We start from the raw sequence: 14,831 nt of genomic DNA on the forward strand, positions 1-14,831 counted from the left end.
GCTCCGGTCCGGAGCGTCCACCCGCCTGCACGATCTGCGCTACCGGGGTCAGTTCTTCTTCTGGCCACCGCTGGCCAGCCGGGCCACCTTCTCGCTGTGCTGCGCCGACTGGGTCTGGTCGACCGGGTCGGCGTCCACCAGCTCGATGGCCGGCTCCGTCGTGCCGGCACCGACCGTCGGGTCGACGCCCGCACCGCCCGCCGGGTCCGAGCCGACAGCGCCGACGACGGGGCCGGTCTCGCCCTTCGGCGTGACGAACCCCGACGGACCGGACAGGTCGGCCGGCTTCGCGAGGGCCTCGTCGGAGCCGGTGATCCGCGTCGTGACGGGGCTCGGGTCGTACTCGTCCCACTGCTCCTGACGACGCTTGCGGAGCACGTAGGCACCCGCGGCGCCCACCGCGGCGCCGGCCAGCAGCAGACCGCCGAGCTTGGAGCTCTTGCTGCTCTCCTTGCCCTTCAGCGCCTTGTTGGCCCGCTTCTGGATCTTCATGGCGTCCTTCTTGCTCGCCTTGAGGTCCTTCTTGCTCGCCGTAGCCGTCGACTTGCTGACCCGCTGCGCCTTGTCGGTCGCGGCAGTGACCAGCGGGGTCAGCGTCGCTACGGCGCTGCCCCAGCTGCTCGACGCGGCATCCTTGGCCTTGCTGGCCGTCGGCTGCACGCGGTCACGGGCGGCGTAGAAACGGGGACCCACGGTCGCGCTGGTCTCCTGTGCGGCGAGCGATGCCGCACGCTTGAAGTGATCAACGCTCTGACCGAGCTCGCTCTTCATCTTTGCGCTGCGGTTCTTCCGTCGCATCGTTGCGAACACCAGTGCCCACCTCCTGTGGTTCTCTCCCACGTCATGTTGCCCTCTTGGGTACCCCCGCGTAGCCGGATCAGACACATGGGGGAGGATCCGAACTGCAAAGAACTGTCCAGCGCCGGTCCTCCACCTGACGAATCGGCGACCGCGACACTGATGGGAGTACCCGTGGCCGAGACTCTTTACGCCACCCTGCACACCAATCACGGCCCGATCCGGCTCCAGCTCTTCCCGGACCACGCGCCGGCGACCGTGCGCAACTTCGTGGAGCTCGCGGAAGGCACCAAGGACTACGTCGACCCGCGGACCGGCCAGAAGGGCAGCGGGCCGTACTACGACGGGACGATCTCGCACCGCGTCATCGCCGGCTTCATGATCCAGCTGGGCGACCCGACCGGCACCGGCCGCGGCGGCCCCGGCTTCCAGTTCGCCGACGAGTTCCACCCGGAGCTGCAGTTCGACCGCCCGTACCTGCTCGCCATGGCGAACGCCGGCCCGGGCACGAACGGCTCGCAGTTCTTCATCACCGTCGGCGCCACCCCGCACCTCAACCGCCGGCACACGATCTTCGGCCAGGTCGCCGACGAGCAGTCGGCCAAGGTCGTCGACTCGATCGCGGCCACGCCGACCGGTCCGGGCGACCGTCCGCGCGAGGACGTCGTGGTGGAGCGCGTGGAGATCGAGCGCGCGTAGTTCGTTTACCCCGTCCGGGTACCGTGGTGGGTATGAGTGAGTCTCCGGTGACGGCGCCGGTCTGCTACCGACACCCGTCGAAAGAGACCTACGTCCGTTGCACCCGCTGCGAGCGGCCGATCTGCCCGGACTGCATGAACGAGGCCTCGGTCGGCCACCAGTGCCCGGAGTGCGTTGCCCAGGGCAGGCGCACGCAGCGGCCGGTGCGCACCGCTTTCGGCGGTAGCGTCGCCGGCCGCGCCGGGACGGCCACCAAGGCACTGATCGGCATCAACGTCGTCGTGATGCTCGTCTCCATCCTCAGCGGCGGCGCGAACGCGGTCGCCGGTGGCGGCTGGGGCGGCCTGCTGGGCGGCAGCACGCCGCTCACCGAGTTCGGCGCGGTGCTCGGCTCGGCCGTCTACGGCCCGGCCGGCGACGTGGTCCCGCACGGCATCGTGCACGGTGAGTGGTACCGCCTCTTCACCGCGATGTTCCTGCACTACGGCGTCCTGCACCTGCTGATGAACATGTACGCGCTCTGGTTCCTCGGGCGCGAGGTCGAACGGGTGCTCGGCCCGGTCCGCTTCGTCGGGCTCTACCTGCTGGCCGGCTTCGGCGGCAACGTGGCGGCGTACCTGTTCTCCGCGCCGAACAGCATGACGGCGGGCGCATCGACGGCGGTCTTCGGCATGATGTCGGCGATCTTCGTGCTGCTCAAGCGGCTCAACCTGAGCGTCCAGCCGATCCTGCCGATCATCGTGATCAACGTGGTCTTCACCCTGGTGATCTCCAACATCTCGGTCGCGGGTCACTTCGGCGGCCTGGTCGTGGGCGCGGTGGTGGCCGCGATCCTGGCCTATGCGCCCCAGCAGAGACGCACCCTGGTGCAGGGGGTGGGTTGCGCGGCGGTGCTGGTGATCTTGCTGGCGCTGGCGATCTACCGCACGGCGTCCCTGATGCTGTGATCTGCCGGTATCTCGGTGGCTGACAAGCAGATCCGCCGGTCCGCGCTGATCCGTGTCCCGGCCGCGACGTCCTGAGCGGTGACTCGCCAATCGGACGACCGGGACGCGATGTCGTGCTCCGGCGTGCCGCAGACGGTGACGCCGGTCAGCCCGGCCCGTTCCGCCGCGTCCAGCGCGCCGGCCGGCCCGAGGCCGACGAGGGCGGGCATGGCGACGATCTCCCGGTCGGCGCGTTGCTGCTCAGCGGCCTTCGCCTCGGCGGCCCTCGCGGCCGCGGCCCGGGCATCGGCGGCCTTCGCGGCGAGCACCTTCGCCGCCGCGGCCCGGTCCTCCGCGGCCCGCTGAGCCGCAGCCTCGTCCTCCCGGGCGCGGGCGGCAGCGGCTCTGTCCCCGGTCGCCTTGTCGGCTGCCGTACCGCTGATGCCGAGCGCCCCGGATCCCCGGCCCAGGCTCCGCTGGTCGGCGTTGGTGCCCCAGCCGACGCCGAAGCAGGCCAGCACGACGGCCGCTCCCGCCGCCACCAGCCCGGCCGATGCCTTGTGGCGGCGCGACAACATCAGCCGGCGTGCCGGCTGCCGCAGCTCACCCGGTAGTTCCGGCGGTTCACTCGGCGGGGACGGTTGCCGCGGACGCGGCAGCGACGGCAGGGTCAAGCGCATGCGGGTTCCTCAGCACAGATACGGGCGATGACGACCAGAAACGATCATCGCCGCCATCGGCGCCGTACGGTGACGGATCCCCGCAATTACCCTAGAGCGGGGCGTTCGCTCGCATGGCGTTCAGGGCCTCGGCGACCTTTTCGGGATCCGTGCCCAGCTCGTGCTCGCTGAACAGGTGCAGGCTGTCGCCCGCGTCGATCTCCAGCAGCCGGTTGCGCAGGCCCATGCGTTCGCGGCTGTCCACCCGTACCCGCTCGATCTGCGGCCAGGCCACATGCCGGCGCCGGATGAAACCGACCACCATGGTGACTCCGCTCGTGTCCGCGCTGAGCCGGACCGGCGCGACCAGGTCCCGGACAGCCCAGCCGGTCAGCGTGGCGGCGACCACGATCGCGACGAACCACTGCACCGGGTCCTCGCCGCCGAACGCCACGACCAGCACCACCAGGGCCACCGCGCCGAGCAGTTTGACGATCGGCAGGACGGGCCGCACCCGCCACTGAAGAGGCGACATGGACACCACTATGGCAGTCCGGCGTACCGTCGGCAGTATGCGAGACGCGGTGATCGTGGGGGCGGTACGCACACCTGTCGGACGACGCAACGGCGGGCTGGCGCAGGTGCATCCGGTCGACCTGTCGGCGGTGGTGCTGCGGGCGCTGGCCGAGCGCACGGGCATCGACCCGGCGGACGTCGAGGACGTGCTGTGGGGCTGTGTGTCCCAGGTGGGTGAGCAGTCGTGGAACATCGGCCGCAACGCCGTGCTGGCGGCCGGCTGGCCCGAGTCGGTGCCCGGCACGACGATGGACCGGCAGTGCGGCTCCAGTCAGCAGGCGCTGCACTTCGCGGCGGCGACCGTGCTGTCCGGGCAGGCCGATCTGGTGGTGGCCGGGGGCGTCGAGTCGATGAGCCGGGTGCCGATGGGCTCCAGCGCGGCCGGCGCCGACCCGTACGGTCCGGCCGTTGCCGAGCGCTACGGCACGACCGTGTTCAACCAGGGCGTCGGCGCCGAGATGATGGCTGAGCGGTGGGGCCTGTCCCGGTCGCAGCTGGACGAGTACGCGCTGGCCAGCCACGAGGCGGCGGCGAAGGCGCAGGATGCCGGCGAGTTCGACGCCGAGGTGGTCGCGGCCGGCGGCGTCACCCGCGACGAGGGCATCCGGCGCGACACCACCCTGGAGAAGCTGGGTGGGCTCAAGACGCCGTTCAAGGCCGACGGCGTGGTCACCGCCGGCTCCGCTTCGCAGATCTCCGACGGCGCGGCTGCTCTGGCCGTCACCAGCTCACGCTGGGCGGCGGCGCACGGCCTGCGGCCGCTCGCCCGCGTGCACACGGCGGTGGTGGCGGCGGCCGATCCGGTCATCATGCTGACCGCGCCGATCCCGGCCACCGCGAAGGTGCTGGCCAAGGCGGGCCTCACCCTGGACGACATCGGGGTGTACGAGGTGAACGAGGCGTTCGCGCCCGTACCGCTGGCCTGGCTGGCGGAGACCGGCGGCGACCCGTCCCGGCTCAACCCGCGCGGCGGGGCGATCGCCCTGGGACACCCGCTCGGAGCCTCCGGCGCCCGGATCACGACGACGATGATCCACCACATGCGACAGACGAAGATCCGCTACGGCCTGCAGACGATGTGCGAGGGCGGCGGAATGGCCAACGCCACGGTGCTGGAACTCCTGTAATTCGATATTCATCGGGTGTTCCCCGCTGCTTCCCCGTTCCCCGGCCGTTAAACGCCACATGGACGTGTTCTCCCGTACGTTCCTGCCCGCCGCCGCCGAAGCCGGGGTCGCGATCCCCACCGTGAGCCGGCACATGCCCATCTTCCGCCGCTGCGTGGAGCCCGACGACGCCACGGTGCTGGTCACCCGGTGCGTCAGCCCGGACCGGCCGCTCGCCGGTGACTTCCTGCTGCTACTCACGTACCGCCGGATGGTCGTGATCCAGGAGACCCGGGTGTTGCACCGGTTGCGGCTGCACCTGAACGCCAACCTGCGCCACCTGAGCGACGTCACCTGGCACCCCGACCTGCGCACTTCCGTGGTGGATGTCGCCGCGACCGCGGTGGACGGGGTGCGCGAGCGGTTCCGCATGCGCCTGGCCGAGCCGGCGCAGGTGTGGCACGTCGACGCGCTGCTCAAGCACGTGTTCCGCGAGCGCCGCACACCTGCGTTCCCGGCCACGGTCGCCGCTTAGCTCCCTGCTCGGAGGAAGGCGCTGATCGAGGCGCGCAGACCGGTCGCGTCCAGGCCGTGCCAGCGCGCATGGTCGGCGGGGGTGCCATAACGCCGCTGCTCCGCGCGGCCCACCCCGAGATGCAGACCGCGATGCGGTACGTCGGACAGCGCCGCCGCCACCAGCCGGCTCGACGTGCCGGCCAGGTAGGGCTCCACCACGACCACCTCACGGCTGACCAGCTCCCGCAGCCCCCGGGTGTCGAGCGGCCTCGGCGTCAACGTGTACGCGACCGTGACATCCAGGTCCGCGGTGGCGGCGAGCACCGGATCGAGCATCGGCCCGACCGCCAGCACCACCGGCGCCCCGGCCCAGCCCTGCCGCACGACCTGCAGCTTGTCGGTCGCCGCGTACGCCCGGCTGTTCTGCTGCGACGAGAGCCGCACGTAGATCCGGTCGTCGTTGCGCGCGGCCGCCCGCAGCAGGGCCGGCACCTCGTTCGGGTGACCCGGCACGTGCACGGTCCAGCCCTCGAGCGTGTCCAGCAGCGCCACGTCGCCGGGTGACTGGTGGGTGTAACCCTCGCTGGACGCGTCGTACGAGGCACCGATGCTGACCAGGACGGCGCCCACGTCCTGGTGGCCGAGGTCCAGCTTGATCTGCTCGTAGGCGCGGTCGATCACGAACGGCGCGTACGAGTGCACGTACGGCCGCAGCCCGGTCAGCGCGAGCCCGCCGGCGACCCCGGCCATGAGCTGCTCGCGGATGCCGACGTTGATCACCCGGTCCGGATGCCGGCGCTGGGCCGGCGCGAACGCGTCGCCGGAGATGTCGGCGAGCACCACGGCGGTCCGCGGATCCTCCTCGAGGAGAGCGGTGGTGGTGGCGACGAAGGTCTCTCGCATGATCCTCAGCCTTTCTTCTCGACGGCGGCGACGACGACGTGCGGACGGTCGCGGTCACGCTGCCGCAAGGCGATCTCGATGGCCTCGTGGTCGCGGCCATCCACTGTGGAGGCGGTCCAGCCCGGGAACCGGCTGGCGATCCCGCCGGGCCAGCCGTGGGTGGACGACTGGTTGTCGATGACGATCGCGGTGAGCTTGTCGAGCCGGGCGGCGGCCGCGTACGCGATCGCCTCATGGTTGGAACCCTCGTCCAGCTCGGCGTCGCCGAGCAGTACGAACGTCCGGGCGTCGAGTCCCTGCGCCCGCAGTCCCAGGGCGGTGCCCACGCCGAGGCCGAGCCCGTGCCCCAGCGAGCCGGTGCCGATCTCGACGCCGGGGATCAGCACCCGGTCGGGGTGGTGGCCGAGCGGGCTCTCCGGCCCGCCGAGATCGTCGAGCCAGTCGACGGGGATGAACCCCTTGGCGGCGAGCACGGCGTAGTAGCCGGCCGGCCCGTGCCCCTTGGAGAGCAGGAACCGGTCGCGGTCCGGATCGTCAACGGTGTCGGGCGACACCCGAAGCACCCGGTCGTAGAGCACCCAGAGCACGTCGAGCGTCGAGTAAGCGCTGGGTGCGTGCTTCTCATCACCGGTCAGCCGGGTCAGCAGAGTGCCCAGCAGGTCTGGATTTACCGCTGTCGTGGTCATATCCTCAGCCTGCAAGTTAAACTTCACTTCAACTCAAGGGATGTCGGCAGTGGAGCTCCTCACCATCGGCGACATGGCAGTCCGCAGCGGGGTGGCGCAGTCGGCTCTGCGCTACTACGAGCGCGAAGGACTGATCCGGTCGACGCGCACGGGCGGAAACCAGCGACGGTACGAGCGGCACGAGCTGCGCCGGATCGCGTTCATCCGGATCGCCCAGCAGGTCGGGGTGTCGCTGGAGGAGATCCGCGAGGCGCTGGCCGAGCTGCCGGAGAACCGGACGCCGACGAAGGCCGACTGGGCCCGGCTGTCGGCGCGCTGGCGGCGCAAGCTGGAGGCCCGCATCGCGATGATGGAACGGCTGCGCGATCAGCTGACCGGGTGTATCGGATGCGGGTGCCTGAGCCTGAGCCGCTGCAAACTGATCAATCCCGAGGACCGCCTGGCCGCCCGCGGCACAGGCCCCCAGATGATCATCAATCCGCCGGGCTGAAGTCCTGAGCCGCTTTCTCGACCCTCGCCCAGTGGGCCGCCCGGGCGGCCGTGTCGATCTGCTCCTCGTACCCGGCCGCCACCCCGGTCCGGCCGTCGAGCTGCTCCCGCAGGATGTCGGCATGCCCGGCGTGCCGGGTGGTGTCGTTGAGAACGTGTACGACGATGGTGAACAGCGTCACGTGCGGGCGCGGCCACCAGGGCACGTGACCGGGTGCGTCAAGAGGAAGTTCCGTGATCGTGGCGTCGGCGTGCTCCCAGGCGCGCTGGTAGAAGCTGATGATCTCGTCGCGGGTCTCGTCCGGGGTCACCCACAGGTCACCGCCGTCGGAGTCCTGCCAGCGGGGCAGCGGCTCCGGGAACGGCCGGCCGAAGATCTCACCGAGGTAGCGGGCCTCCCAGGTCGCCAGGTGTTTGACCAGGCCGAGCAGGTTGGTCCCGGTCGCGGTGAGCGGGCGGCGGATGTCGTACTCGGAGAGGCCGTCGAGCTTCCAGACGAGCGCCTGGCGGGTGAACTGGAGCTCTTCCTGCAGGGTCGCTTTGGCGAGTTCGTCGATCATGGGCGCGAGCCTGCCACGCCGGCCTCGTGCCGTCAGGCGACCCGGGGGACCGCGCTCATCCTGACGTCGCCTGTCTGCTCGGGCGAGGGGGCCGGCTGGGCTTCGGGTGCCGTTTCGGCCGCCGGAGACGGCGTCGCCCCGGGGGGTGACGCTATGTCGGAGAGGAGTGCAGCCAGTCGGCCGACGTCTTCGGTGGCCAGGCGGAAGGAGCCTCGGCATACTGTGCCGGCCCACAGCGACACGACGGTGATGCCGCGGTCCTGGTGGTAGCTGACGCGCATGGTGCGGTCGTCGCCGCGTACATCCTGGAAGACGTCACCGACGGTCGGCATCGGAAGTACCTCGCCCATAGGGCCAGCTTGCCGGAAGAACGATCCTCAAGGGAAGACCATGGGCGGGAGCGGCGGCGTGGGATTCGCACTCAGCGAAGTCGCCACCCGCATCGGCTACACCTCGGAGTTCGCCTTCGCCAACGCCTTCAAACGCCAGTACGGCACCGCACCCGGCAAATACCGGCGCCACAAAGCCACGGTTCGTTAGCGAGGTCGCTCCCCACTGCGCTCAACGGCACTGGGCTACGCGGAACCGTGTCCGACGATCGCCCGGCGCAGCCGGATCGGGTGACCCGGTCTGACGCCGCACGATCTGCCGAAATCGCTGATCCGGCCCACGTTCCCGGTCAGCGCACTAGCTGAGTGCCTGGGCGAACTTGATGAAGTCGCCCATCCGGAACTGCCCCCGGGTCGCCGCAATCGGGGCGACGGGCACGAAGCCGGGCTTCGCGTGCAGGTAGGAGGCCTTGTCGGTGTCGAGGATGCCCAGGATGACCTCGGCGACGATCCGGCCGCCGACGGCACCGAGCCGTTCGCCGTTGGCCTGCAGCTCCGACTCGCGCAGCAGGTAGAACCACAACGGTGCCTTGCCCTGCCAGCCCGGGTTGTTCGGGTCGGGCAGCCCGAGCTGGGTGTTGCTGAGCGCGGCCACGCCCATTCGCGCGGCGACGTCCTGGCCGGCCGGCAGCCCGAGGCGCTTACCGCGGATCAGGTTGCGCTCGGCGAGCGAGGTCATGGCGTCGGCCACCACCGTCGGGGGCAGATCGAACAACGGGCGGGACAGCTTGGCGTCGATCCGGCGGGCCTGGTTGCGCGGAGCGTCCGGCTGCCCGGGAACGGCGAAGAAGTGCCGCCAGTCGATCTCCAGGCGTGCCGGCAGCGGCCGCGACCCACGCAGGTCGGCGCCTTCGGCACCGAAAATGGGCGCGATCACCGGTGGCGTGCTGCGGGCGTTCATCAGGTACGTCGCCCGGATCATGCTGTGCCCGAACCGGTAGCCGGCCACCGAGTACTCGATCGGCATCATCGGGCGGTTCGGGTTCTTCGGCTTGTAGAACTCCCGGCTGACCCGGCCGCGTACGCCGAGGAACCGGTTGACCACATCGGCGCCGACCACCCGCTCCAGGAAGTCGTGCACGATGATCCACTGGAAGTGCCAGCGGGTGAGCCGCTGCGCCTCGGCCAGGTTGCGGGCCAGTCCGGTGTCCAGGCACCTGTTGTGAAACTTGGCGAACAGCAGGTGCAGCTGGCTGATGATGAGGTTCTCGTCGTTGCGCCCGTCTCCCACGAAGGCCGTACCGTCCGCACGCCGGGGCAGATCCTCGACACCCTCCGCGGTGCGGACCACCCGCATCCGGCCGGTCCCGCCGGCCTGATACAGGTCGGGGTCGCGCTCGGGCCCCCGGCCGTAGAGCGACCCCAGGTCGAACTGCGGCGTGTCGAAGTTCGTCAGCGCCAGGGGATCGACCTGCTGCTCGGGGATCGGGGTGCGGTCGAGCGTCATGTCATGGTCGATGAACTGACCGAGGAACGTGAACCCGGCCGGGATACGCGGGTTGTCCAGATCGAACGGGTTGGGGCCGGCGGGCTCGCCCATCTGGGCGGCGAGCGACTTCAGCAACTCGTCCGGCGGTGCGAACCCGTTCGCGTCCTTGAACATGACGCCGAACCGGCCCTCTTTGGCCCGTCCGGCCCGCACCGCGATGTCTGTGCCGCGCTGGACGCCGGCCGCGTGGGTCCAGCGTGCCGCCCGCTCGACGGTCGGCGCGGTCTGCCCGGCCGCCTGTGCTGCACCGGCCTCGGCCGGCAGGGCGACCTCACAGATCGACGCGGCGACCACGCCTGTCGCTCCGCCCAGCACGGTCCGCCGGGCCACCCCGGTCCGCCCCGCCGGGCATCCGGACGGCTCCTTCTCGTCGGTCGGGTACGCATCGTTGTTGCTGGCCATCATCGGCTCCTCTTGTCACTGCCGAGCAGCATCCCCGCCGCTTCGCCTACGCAAGGTAGGCGCGACCGAGCCCATCGCAAATGCGACGCGACGGACAAACAGCGCTTTACTCCTTAACCAACCGAAAGATCCATGTCGCGGTCATCCCAACGGTTCCTTGACGCTGACGACCAGGGCCGTCCGGCGATGACAGCCGCGGTACGCCGCCGAACGTCCCGGTCAGACCTGCCGCCGACAAGGCGCGCGGGTCCACCTGACGTCACGAACGCAGCGTTAGGACGTCGCTATCGCCGTAGTCCCTGGGTGGGGGCTGGTTGGAGGCGTCCGGGTGGCCCGCCCAGCTGTCATGTCACCAGGGCGACGCAGCTTGATCCCGCTGCCGAACTCCAGGCCGTATGGGGGCAGCGGCGCCGGTCCGAGATAGACCAAGTGGGACTGAGGGAGACCGGCACCTGGTAGGCGAGACTTCCTCTTGCGAGCGTTCCGCTGAGCAGAGGCATCGTTCGTGTGTTGAGAGCGGAGGGCGTGGGATTCGAACCCACGGAGACGCGTAACGCCTCACCGGTTTTCAAGACCGGCGCCATCGGCCACTAGGCGAGCCCTCCCGTACGGCGGCACTCAGTCTGCCAGATCGCCGCACCCGGCACGGAAGGGACGGGCGGCCAGGCGCGCCGCCGCCCGCCGAGCGCCGCCGGCTAGAGGTGGACGGGGGCCGGCGTAAGGCGCCGCGATCGGGGTACCACGCCTGCACCCCCACAGACGGAAGGCCCGCGGGTGGCGGTGGGTGCCACCCGCGGGCCTTCTCCGGTTTTTGTCGTACGCCTCGGGCAAGCTGTTTCCATGCACGCGATCACGATCGATGACCCCGGCGGCCCCGACGCCCTCGTCTGGGCCGAGGTGCCGGACCCCTCCCCGGCTGCCGGTGAGGTGGTCGTCGAGGTGACGGCCGCGGCGGTCAATCGGGCCGACGTGATGCAGCGCCAAGGCCATTACCCACCCCCGCCCGGCGCGCCGCCCTATCCCGGTCTCGAGTGCTCCGGCGTGATCAGCGCGATCGGCGCCGGCGTGACCGGCCACCACGTGGGCGAGCGGGTCTGTGCCCTGCTGTCCGGTGGCGGCTATGCCGAGCAGGTGGCGGTGCCCGCGGGCCAGCTCCTGCCGATCCCGCAGCAGATGTCCGTGCAGGAGGCGGCGGCTCTGCCCGAGGTCGCCTGCACCGTCTGGTCGAACGTGGTGGACATCGCCCGCCTGCGCAAGGGCGAGACGCTGCTCGTGCACGGCGGGGGCGGCGGCATCGGCACCTTTGCGATCCAGTTGGGCAAGGCGCTGGGTGCCACGGTGCTGGTCACCGCCCGCGAGGCCAAGCACGATCAGCTGCGCGTGCTCGGTGCCGACCTGACGATCGACTACACGGCCGCTGATTTCGTCACGGAGACGCAGCGGGCCACCGACGGCCGGGGCGTCGATGTGATTCTCGACATCATCGGCGCGAAGTACCTCGACCGGAATGTGGCCGCCCTGGCCCCGGACGGTCGCATCGCGATCATCGGCCTGCAGGGCGGGCGCCGCGGGGAGCTCGACCTCGGCGCCCTCATGGCCAAGCGTGGCTCGGTGTCCGCGACGACCTTGCGCGCCCGCCCGGCAGCCGACAAAGCCCGCATCGTCAAGGGGGTGCGCGAGCGGGTCTGGCCGCTGGTCGACGCGGGAGCGATCCGCCCGATCATCGACCGCACGTTCCCGATGGCGCAGGCTCCGGCGGCCCACCGTCTCATGGAGAGCAGCGACCACCTCGGCAAGATCCTGCTGCTTCCCTGACCGAGCCCAACCCGGACGGTGACAAACGGGTCGGACTGGACGGCGACAAAAACGGCTCGAATCCGGATGGCTCGGACCCGGACGGGCGACCGTGCGGGCACGGGCCGGCAAGGCGGCCGACAAGGCTCGGACCGGGAAGGGGCGACCGTGCGGGCACGGGCCGGCAAGGCGGCCGACAAGGCTTGAACCCGGAAGGGCAACCATGTGGGCTCAGACCCGCACGGCGGCCATCAAGGCTCCAACTCCGACAGCGACGATGCGGGCTCAGACCTGGAAGGCGGCGATCCCGGAGAAGACGCGCACCCGCCAGGTGCAGCCGGCCGACGTGCTCACTTTGAAGAAGCCACTACGAGCCCCCGCGTGACCGTTGAGCGTCAGCGTCCCGGCCGGCTTGGCGCCGTGGACGTATTCGGACCCGCCGCCCTGACCCGTCCACGTCAGGTAGAGGAACGGCGAACCCTCCTCCGGGCACGTCCAGGACACGATCGCCTTGTAGTCCTGGGTCGGGATTCGCAGTGTCGGGCTCTGCCACGAGCTCGTCTCGTGCGACCAGCCGGCGATCTCCCGCGAACGACGCTGGAACACCTGCACCGCGTCCAGCCGCGCAGCGTTGCGGCGGCTCGTCGAGCCCGCGTAGACCGCCTTCCACGTGCCGGTGGTCTGCGCGATGGCGTCACGGCGAAAGGTGCCAGCGTCCGTCGTCGTCGCGAAGCCCTGGTAGGTGTACGAGTTCGCCGGCGTTCCGTTGGCGTGGAAGTAGAAGTCCACCCGGGCCCGGTTTCCTCGCGCGGCCCGCCACACCCGGCCGGTCAGGGTCAGGGTTGCGCCCTTGGCGACCGGCTCAGGGGCCGCGTCGAAGGTCATCTTGACCGCCGCCGGCGCGGCCTGGGCGGGCAGCGCCTGGCCCGGCAGCAACGAGGCCCCGACGGTCAGGGCGGTGAGCAGGGCGGAACGGCGCATCGGGGGGAACTGCCTCTCGGACGATTGGGGATATGTCCGATTTTGGCAGGTCCGGATCCGGGAAGCAATCACCGCTCAGAGCAGGCGGCGGGGGCCCGGTCCCTGGCGTCCGAGCTGGTCGTCCGGGTTGATCAGCGGGCAGCGGTCGATCGACATGCACCCGCAGCCGACGCAGCCGGTGAAGTCGTTGCGCAGCTGTTCCAGGTGGCGCATCCGCTGGTCCAACTCCTCCTGCCAGCACTGCGACACCCGGGCCCAGTCCTCGCGGTTCGGCGTGCGGTTGTCCGGCAGCAACGCCAGGATCGCGCCCACCTCCTTGAGCGGGATGCCCACCCGCTGGGCGATCCGGATGAACGCCACCCGGCGCAGCGCGTCGCGGCGGTACCGGCGCTGGTTGCCGGCCGTGCGCCGGCTGGTGATCAGGCCCTGGCGCTCGAAGAAGTGCAAGGCCGACACCGCGACCCCGCTGCGGGCCGCCAGTTCCCCGACGGTCAGCTCCATACGACGGCACCTCCTGCTCGCGGCTTGACCTCAACATTAGTTGGGGTTCTAGCGTCGGTCCCGTCATCGCACCGACCGAGGAGGACACCATGTCCGCATCACCACTCCGCGTGGCCGTCATCGTCGCCAGCACCCGGGACGGGCGTTTCGGGCCCACCGTCGCCGCCTGGTTCGCCGGGGAGGCCGCTGGGCGTACCGACCTGGCCGCCGAGATCATCGACCTGGCCGAGGCGGGTTCGGTCACCGCGCGGCTCGCGGCGGCCGACGCGTTCGTGGTCGTCACGCCCGAGTACAACCACAGCTATCCCGCCCCGCTCAAGGCCGTGATCGACAGCCACTCCCGGGAGTGGCACGCCAAACCCGTGGGCTTCGTCTCCTACGGCGGGCTGTCCGGCGGGTTGCGGGCCGTCGAGCACCTGCGGCCGGTCTTCGCCGAGCTGCACGCCGTCACCGTGCGCGACACCGTCAGCTTCCACGGCGGGCGGTCCTGCTTCGGCCCGGACGGCCGGCCGCTCGATCTGCGCGAGCCCGGCGCCGCGGCGCGCCGGCTCCTGGACCGCCTCACCTGGTGGGGCGTCACGCTTCGCGATGCTCACCAGGCTCGCCCGTACGTGACGGCCTGAGGTGGCGACCATGCGGATCACCCAGGGTCATCCCGATCCGGCCCGGTCCGACGCCGGCCTGATGCTGTCGAGCGAATGGGCGGTGGGCCGCGGGGACCGGCTGGTGACCACGGCCGACGCCGTCATCGCCGCGTGGGAGGACTTTCCCTGGCCGGACGGGCTGCTGGCCTACTCCCTCTTCCTCGATGCGGACGGCGATCTCATCCGCCACTACTCACAGTGGACCGGTGAGGCGGCCGTCGCCGATTTCCACCGCACCGGACGGCAGCCTCGCGTAGACCTCATCGACGCCGCTGTTCCGGGCATCGTCCGCCGCGACTACGCCGAGTACCGCCTGTACCGCAGCGGCCGGGCGCCGGAGCGCTCCGTCCCGGGGGCGATCGTCGCCGTGCGTGTCGACACGGACGACGACGTGGTCGCCCGGACCTGGGTGGACGCGGTCTTCGAAGCCCTGGACCAGGACGGGGATCTGCCCGCCGGCGGGCTGGGGGCGCACTTCCACGTCAGCACCGACGGCCGGCGCGTGCTCAACTACGCCGAGTGGGAAAGCGCTGACGCGCATCGCAGAGCCCTGGCGGCCACCGGCCGCGGGATCGCGCAAGGTCCGCTGTGGGACGAGGTCCAGACCATGCCGGGGGTACGCCACCAGAGCGTCACCCGCTACCACCTGCACCGGACGCTGACCGCCTAGCCGCCCCGGGAATCTCGGATGCCCCCGCCCGGCTCGGCGATCA

Annotated in this window: 19 protein-coding genes and 1 tRNA gene; 9 read left to right on the forward strand and 11 right to left on the reverse strand. The window is 70.8% G+C overall.

Annotated features, from left to right (window positions below):
• Positions 1–48: 48 nt before the first annotated feature.
• Entirely contained in the window at positions 49–771 is a 723-nt protein-coding gene (locus Aau02nite_RS43075) for a hypothetical protein (RefSeq protein ID WP_246595871.1), read from the reverse strand.
• Positions 772–972: 201 nt separating this feature from the next.
• On the opposite strand from Aau02nite_RS43075, the gene Aau02nite_RS43080 reads away from it, so the two are divergent.
• Both Aau02nite_RS43080 and Aau02nite_RS43085 read left to right on the forward strand, forming a co-directional pair.
• Positions 973–1,497 (forward strand): peptidylprolyl isomerase, encoded by a 525-nt coding sequence (locus Aau02nite_RS43080; protein WP_212994471.1) that lies wholly within the window; start codon positions 973–975, stop codon positions 1,495–1,497.
• Between the two features lie 32 nt (positions 1,498–1,529).
• On the forward strand, positions 1,530–2,444 hold the full coding sequence (locus tag Aau02nite_RS43085; protein WP_212994472.1) for a rhomboid family intramembrane serine protease: 915 nt from the start codon (positions 1,530–1,532) through the stop codon (positions 2,442–2,444).
• On the opposite strand, the gene Aau02nite_RS43090 is transcribed toward Aau02nite_RS43085, so the two are convergent.
• Both Aau02nite_RS43090 and Aau02nite_RS43095 read right to left on the reverse strand, forming a co-directional pair.
• Complete coding sequence (locus Aau02nite_RS43090) at positions 2,417–3,103, reverse strand: PASTA domain-containing protein (RefSeq protein ID WP_212994473.1); 687 nt, start codon at positions 3,101–3,103, stop codon at positions 2,417–2,419. The genes Aau02nite_RS43085 and Aau02nite_RS43090 overlap by 28 nt on opposite strands.
• A gap of 91 nt (positions 3,104–3,194) precedes the next feature.
• Positions 3,195–3,617 carry a PH domain-containing protein gene (locus tag Aau02nite_RS43095; RefSeq protein ID WP_212994474.1) on the reverse strand — a complete coding sequence of 141 codons (423 nt, stop codon included), beginning with the start codon at positions 3,615–3,617 and terminating at the stop codon, positions 3,195–3,197.
• A gap of 37 nt (positions 3,618–3,654) precedes the next feature.
• Here Aau02nite_RS43095 and Aau02nite_RS43100 point away from each other — a divergent pair, with 37 nt between their 5' ends.
• Together Aau02nite_RS43100 and Aau02nite_RS43105 are read left to right on the forward strand one after the other, a co-directional pair.
• Positions 3,655–4,785, forward strand: coding sequence for a thiolase family protein (locus Aau02nite_RS43100; RefSeq protein ID WP_212994475.1), 1,131 nt, complete (start codon positions 3,655–3,657; stop codon positions 4,783–4,785).
• Positions 4,786–4,843: 58 nt separating this feature from the next.
• On the forward strand, positions 4,844–5,299 hold the full coding sequence (locus Aau02nite_RS43105; RefSeq protein ID WP_212994476.1) for a hypothetical protein: 456 nt from the start codon (positions 4,844–4,846) through the stop codon (positions 5,297–5,299).
• On the opposite strand, the gene Aau02nite_RS43110 is transcribed toward Aau02nite_RS43105, so the two are convergent.
• Positions 5,296–6,183 carry a transketolase family protein gene (locus Aau02nite_RS43110; RefSeq protein WP_212994477.1) on the reverse strand — a complete coding sequence of 296 codons (888 nt, stop codon included), beginning with the start codon at positions 6,181–6,183 and terminating at the stop codon, positions 5,296–5,298. The two genes, Aau02nite_RS43105 and Aau02nite_RS43110, sit on opposite strands and share 4 nt — an antisense overlap.
• Before the next feature lie 5 nt (positions 6,184–6,188).
• Entirely contained in the window at positions 6,189–6,869 is a 681-nt protein-coding gene (locus tag Aau02nite_RS43115; protein WP_212994478.1) for a thiamine pyrophosphate-binding protein, read from the reverse strand.
• A 40-nt stretch (positions 6,870–6,909) separates the two neighbouring features.
• On the opposite strand from Aau02nite_RS43115, the gene soxR (Aau02nite_RS43120) reads away from it, so the two are divergent.
• Positions 6,910–7,359, forward strand: a complete 450-nt coding sequence (gene soxR, locus Aau02nite_RS43120; protein WP_212994479.1) for a redox-sensitive transcriptional activator SoxR — start codon at positions 6,910–6,912, stop codon at positions 7,357–7,359.
• Here the strand turns inward: soxR (Aau02nite_RS43120) and Aau02nite_RS43125 are convergent.
• Together Aau02nite_RS43125 and Aau02nite_RS43130 are read right to left on the reverse strand one after the other, a co-directional pair.
• Complete coding sequence (locus Aau02nite_RS43125) at positions 7,343–7,918, reverse strand: DinB family protein (RefSeq protein WP_212994480.1); 576 nt, start codon at positions 7,916–7,918, stop codon at positions 7,343–7,345. The genes soxR (Aau02nite_RS43120) and Aau02nite_RS43125 overlap by 17 nt on opposite strands.
• A 32-nt stretch (positions 7,919–7,950) precedes the next feature.
• Positions 7,951–8,250, reverse strand: a complete 300-nt coding sequence (locus tag Aau02nite_RS43130) for a hypothetical protein (RefSeq protein ID WP_212994537.1) — start codon at positions 8,248–8,250, stop codon at positions 7,951–7,953.
• Between the two features lie 76 nt (positions 8,251–8,326).
• Here Aau02nite_RS43130 and Aau02nite_RS47100 point away from each other — a divergent pair, with 76 nt between their 5' ends.
• Positions 8,327–8,458 carry an AraC family transcriptional regulator gene (locus Aau02nite_RS47100; protein WP_307857981.1) on the forward strand — a complete coding sequence of 44 codons (132 nt, stop codon included), beginning with the start codon at positions 8,327–8,329 and terminating at the stop codon, positions 8,456–8,458.
• A 147-nt stretch (positions 8,459–8,605) separates the two neighbouring features.
• On the opposite strand, the gene Aau02nite_RS43140 is transcribed toward Aau02nite_RS47100, so the two are convergent.
• Both Aau02nite_RS43140 and Aau02nite_RS43145 read right to left on the reverse strand, forming a co-directional pair.
• Complete coding sequence (locus tag Aau02nite_RS43140; protein ID WP_212994482.1) at positions 8,606–10,198, reverse strand: peroxidase family protein; 1,593 nt, start codon at positions 10,196–10,198, stop codon at positions 8,606–8,608.
• 517 nt (positions 10,199–10,715) lie between these two features.
• A tRNA-Ser gene (locus Aau02nite_RS43145) sits at positions 10,716–10,803 on the reverse strand.
• Positions 10,804–11,038: 235 nt separating this feature from the next.
• Between Aau02nite_RS43145 and Aau02nite_RS43150 the strand changes: the two genes are divergently transcribed.
• Complete coding sequence (locus tag Aau02nite_RS43150; protein ID WP_212994483.1) at positions 11,039–12,013, forward strand: NAD(P)H-quinone oxidoreductase; 975 nt, start codon at positions 11,039–11,041, stop codon at positions 12,011–12,013.
• A 264-nt stretch (positions 12,014–12,277) separates the two neighbouring features.
• On the opposite strand, the gene Aau02nite_RS43155 is transcribed toward Aau02nite_RS43150, so the two are convergent.
• Both Aau02nite_RS43155 and soxR (Aau02nite_RS43160) read right to left on the reverse strand, forming a co-directional pair.
• Positions 12,278–12,973 (reverse strand): hypothetical protein, encoded by a 696-nt coding sequence (locus tag Aau02nite_RS43155; RefSeq protein WP_212994484.1) that lies wholly within the window; start codon positions 12,971–12,973, stop codon positions 12,278–12,280.
• A gap of 75 nt (positions 12,974–13,048) precedes the next feature.
• Positions 13,049–13,474, reverse strand: coding sequence for a redox-sensitive transcriptional activator SoxR (gene soxR / locus Aau02nite_RS43160; RefSeq protein ID WP_212994485.1), 426 nt, complete (start codon positions 13,472–13,474; stop codon positions 13,049–13,051).
• A gap of 89 nt (positions 13,475–13,563) precedes the next feature.
• Here soxR (Aau02nite_RS43160) and Aau02nite_RS43165 point away from each other — a divergent pair, with 89 nt between their 5' ends.
• Positions 13,564–14,097 (forward strand): NADPH-dependent FMN reductase, encoded by a 534-nt coding sequence (locus tag Aau02nite_RS43165; RefSeq protein ID WP_212994486.1) that lies wholly within the window; start codon positions 13,564–13,566, stop codon positions 14,095–14,097.
• A gap of 10 nt (positions 14,098–14,107) precedes the next feature.
• Positions 14,108–14,788 carry an antibiotic biosynthesis monooxygenase gene (locus Aau02nite_RS43170; protein ID WP_212994487.1) on the forward strand — a complete coding sequence of 227 codons (681 nt, stop codon included), beginning with the start codon at positions 14,108–14,110 and terminating at the stop codon, positions 14,786–14,788.
• Positions 14,789–14,831 lie beyond the last annotated feature (43 nt).

The organism is Actinoplanes auranticolor (assembly GCF_018332655.1).
In the GTDB taxonomy this organism is placed as follows: domain Bacteria; phylum Actinomycetota; class Actinomycetes; order Mycobacteriales; family Micromonosporaceae; genus Actinoplanes; species Actinoplanes auranticolor.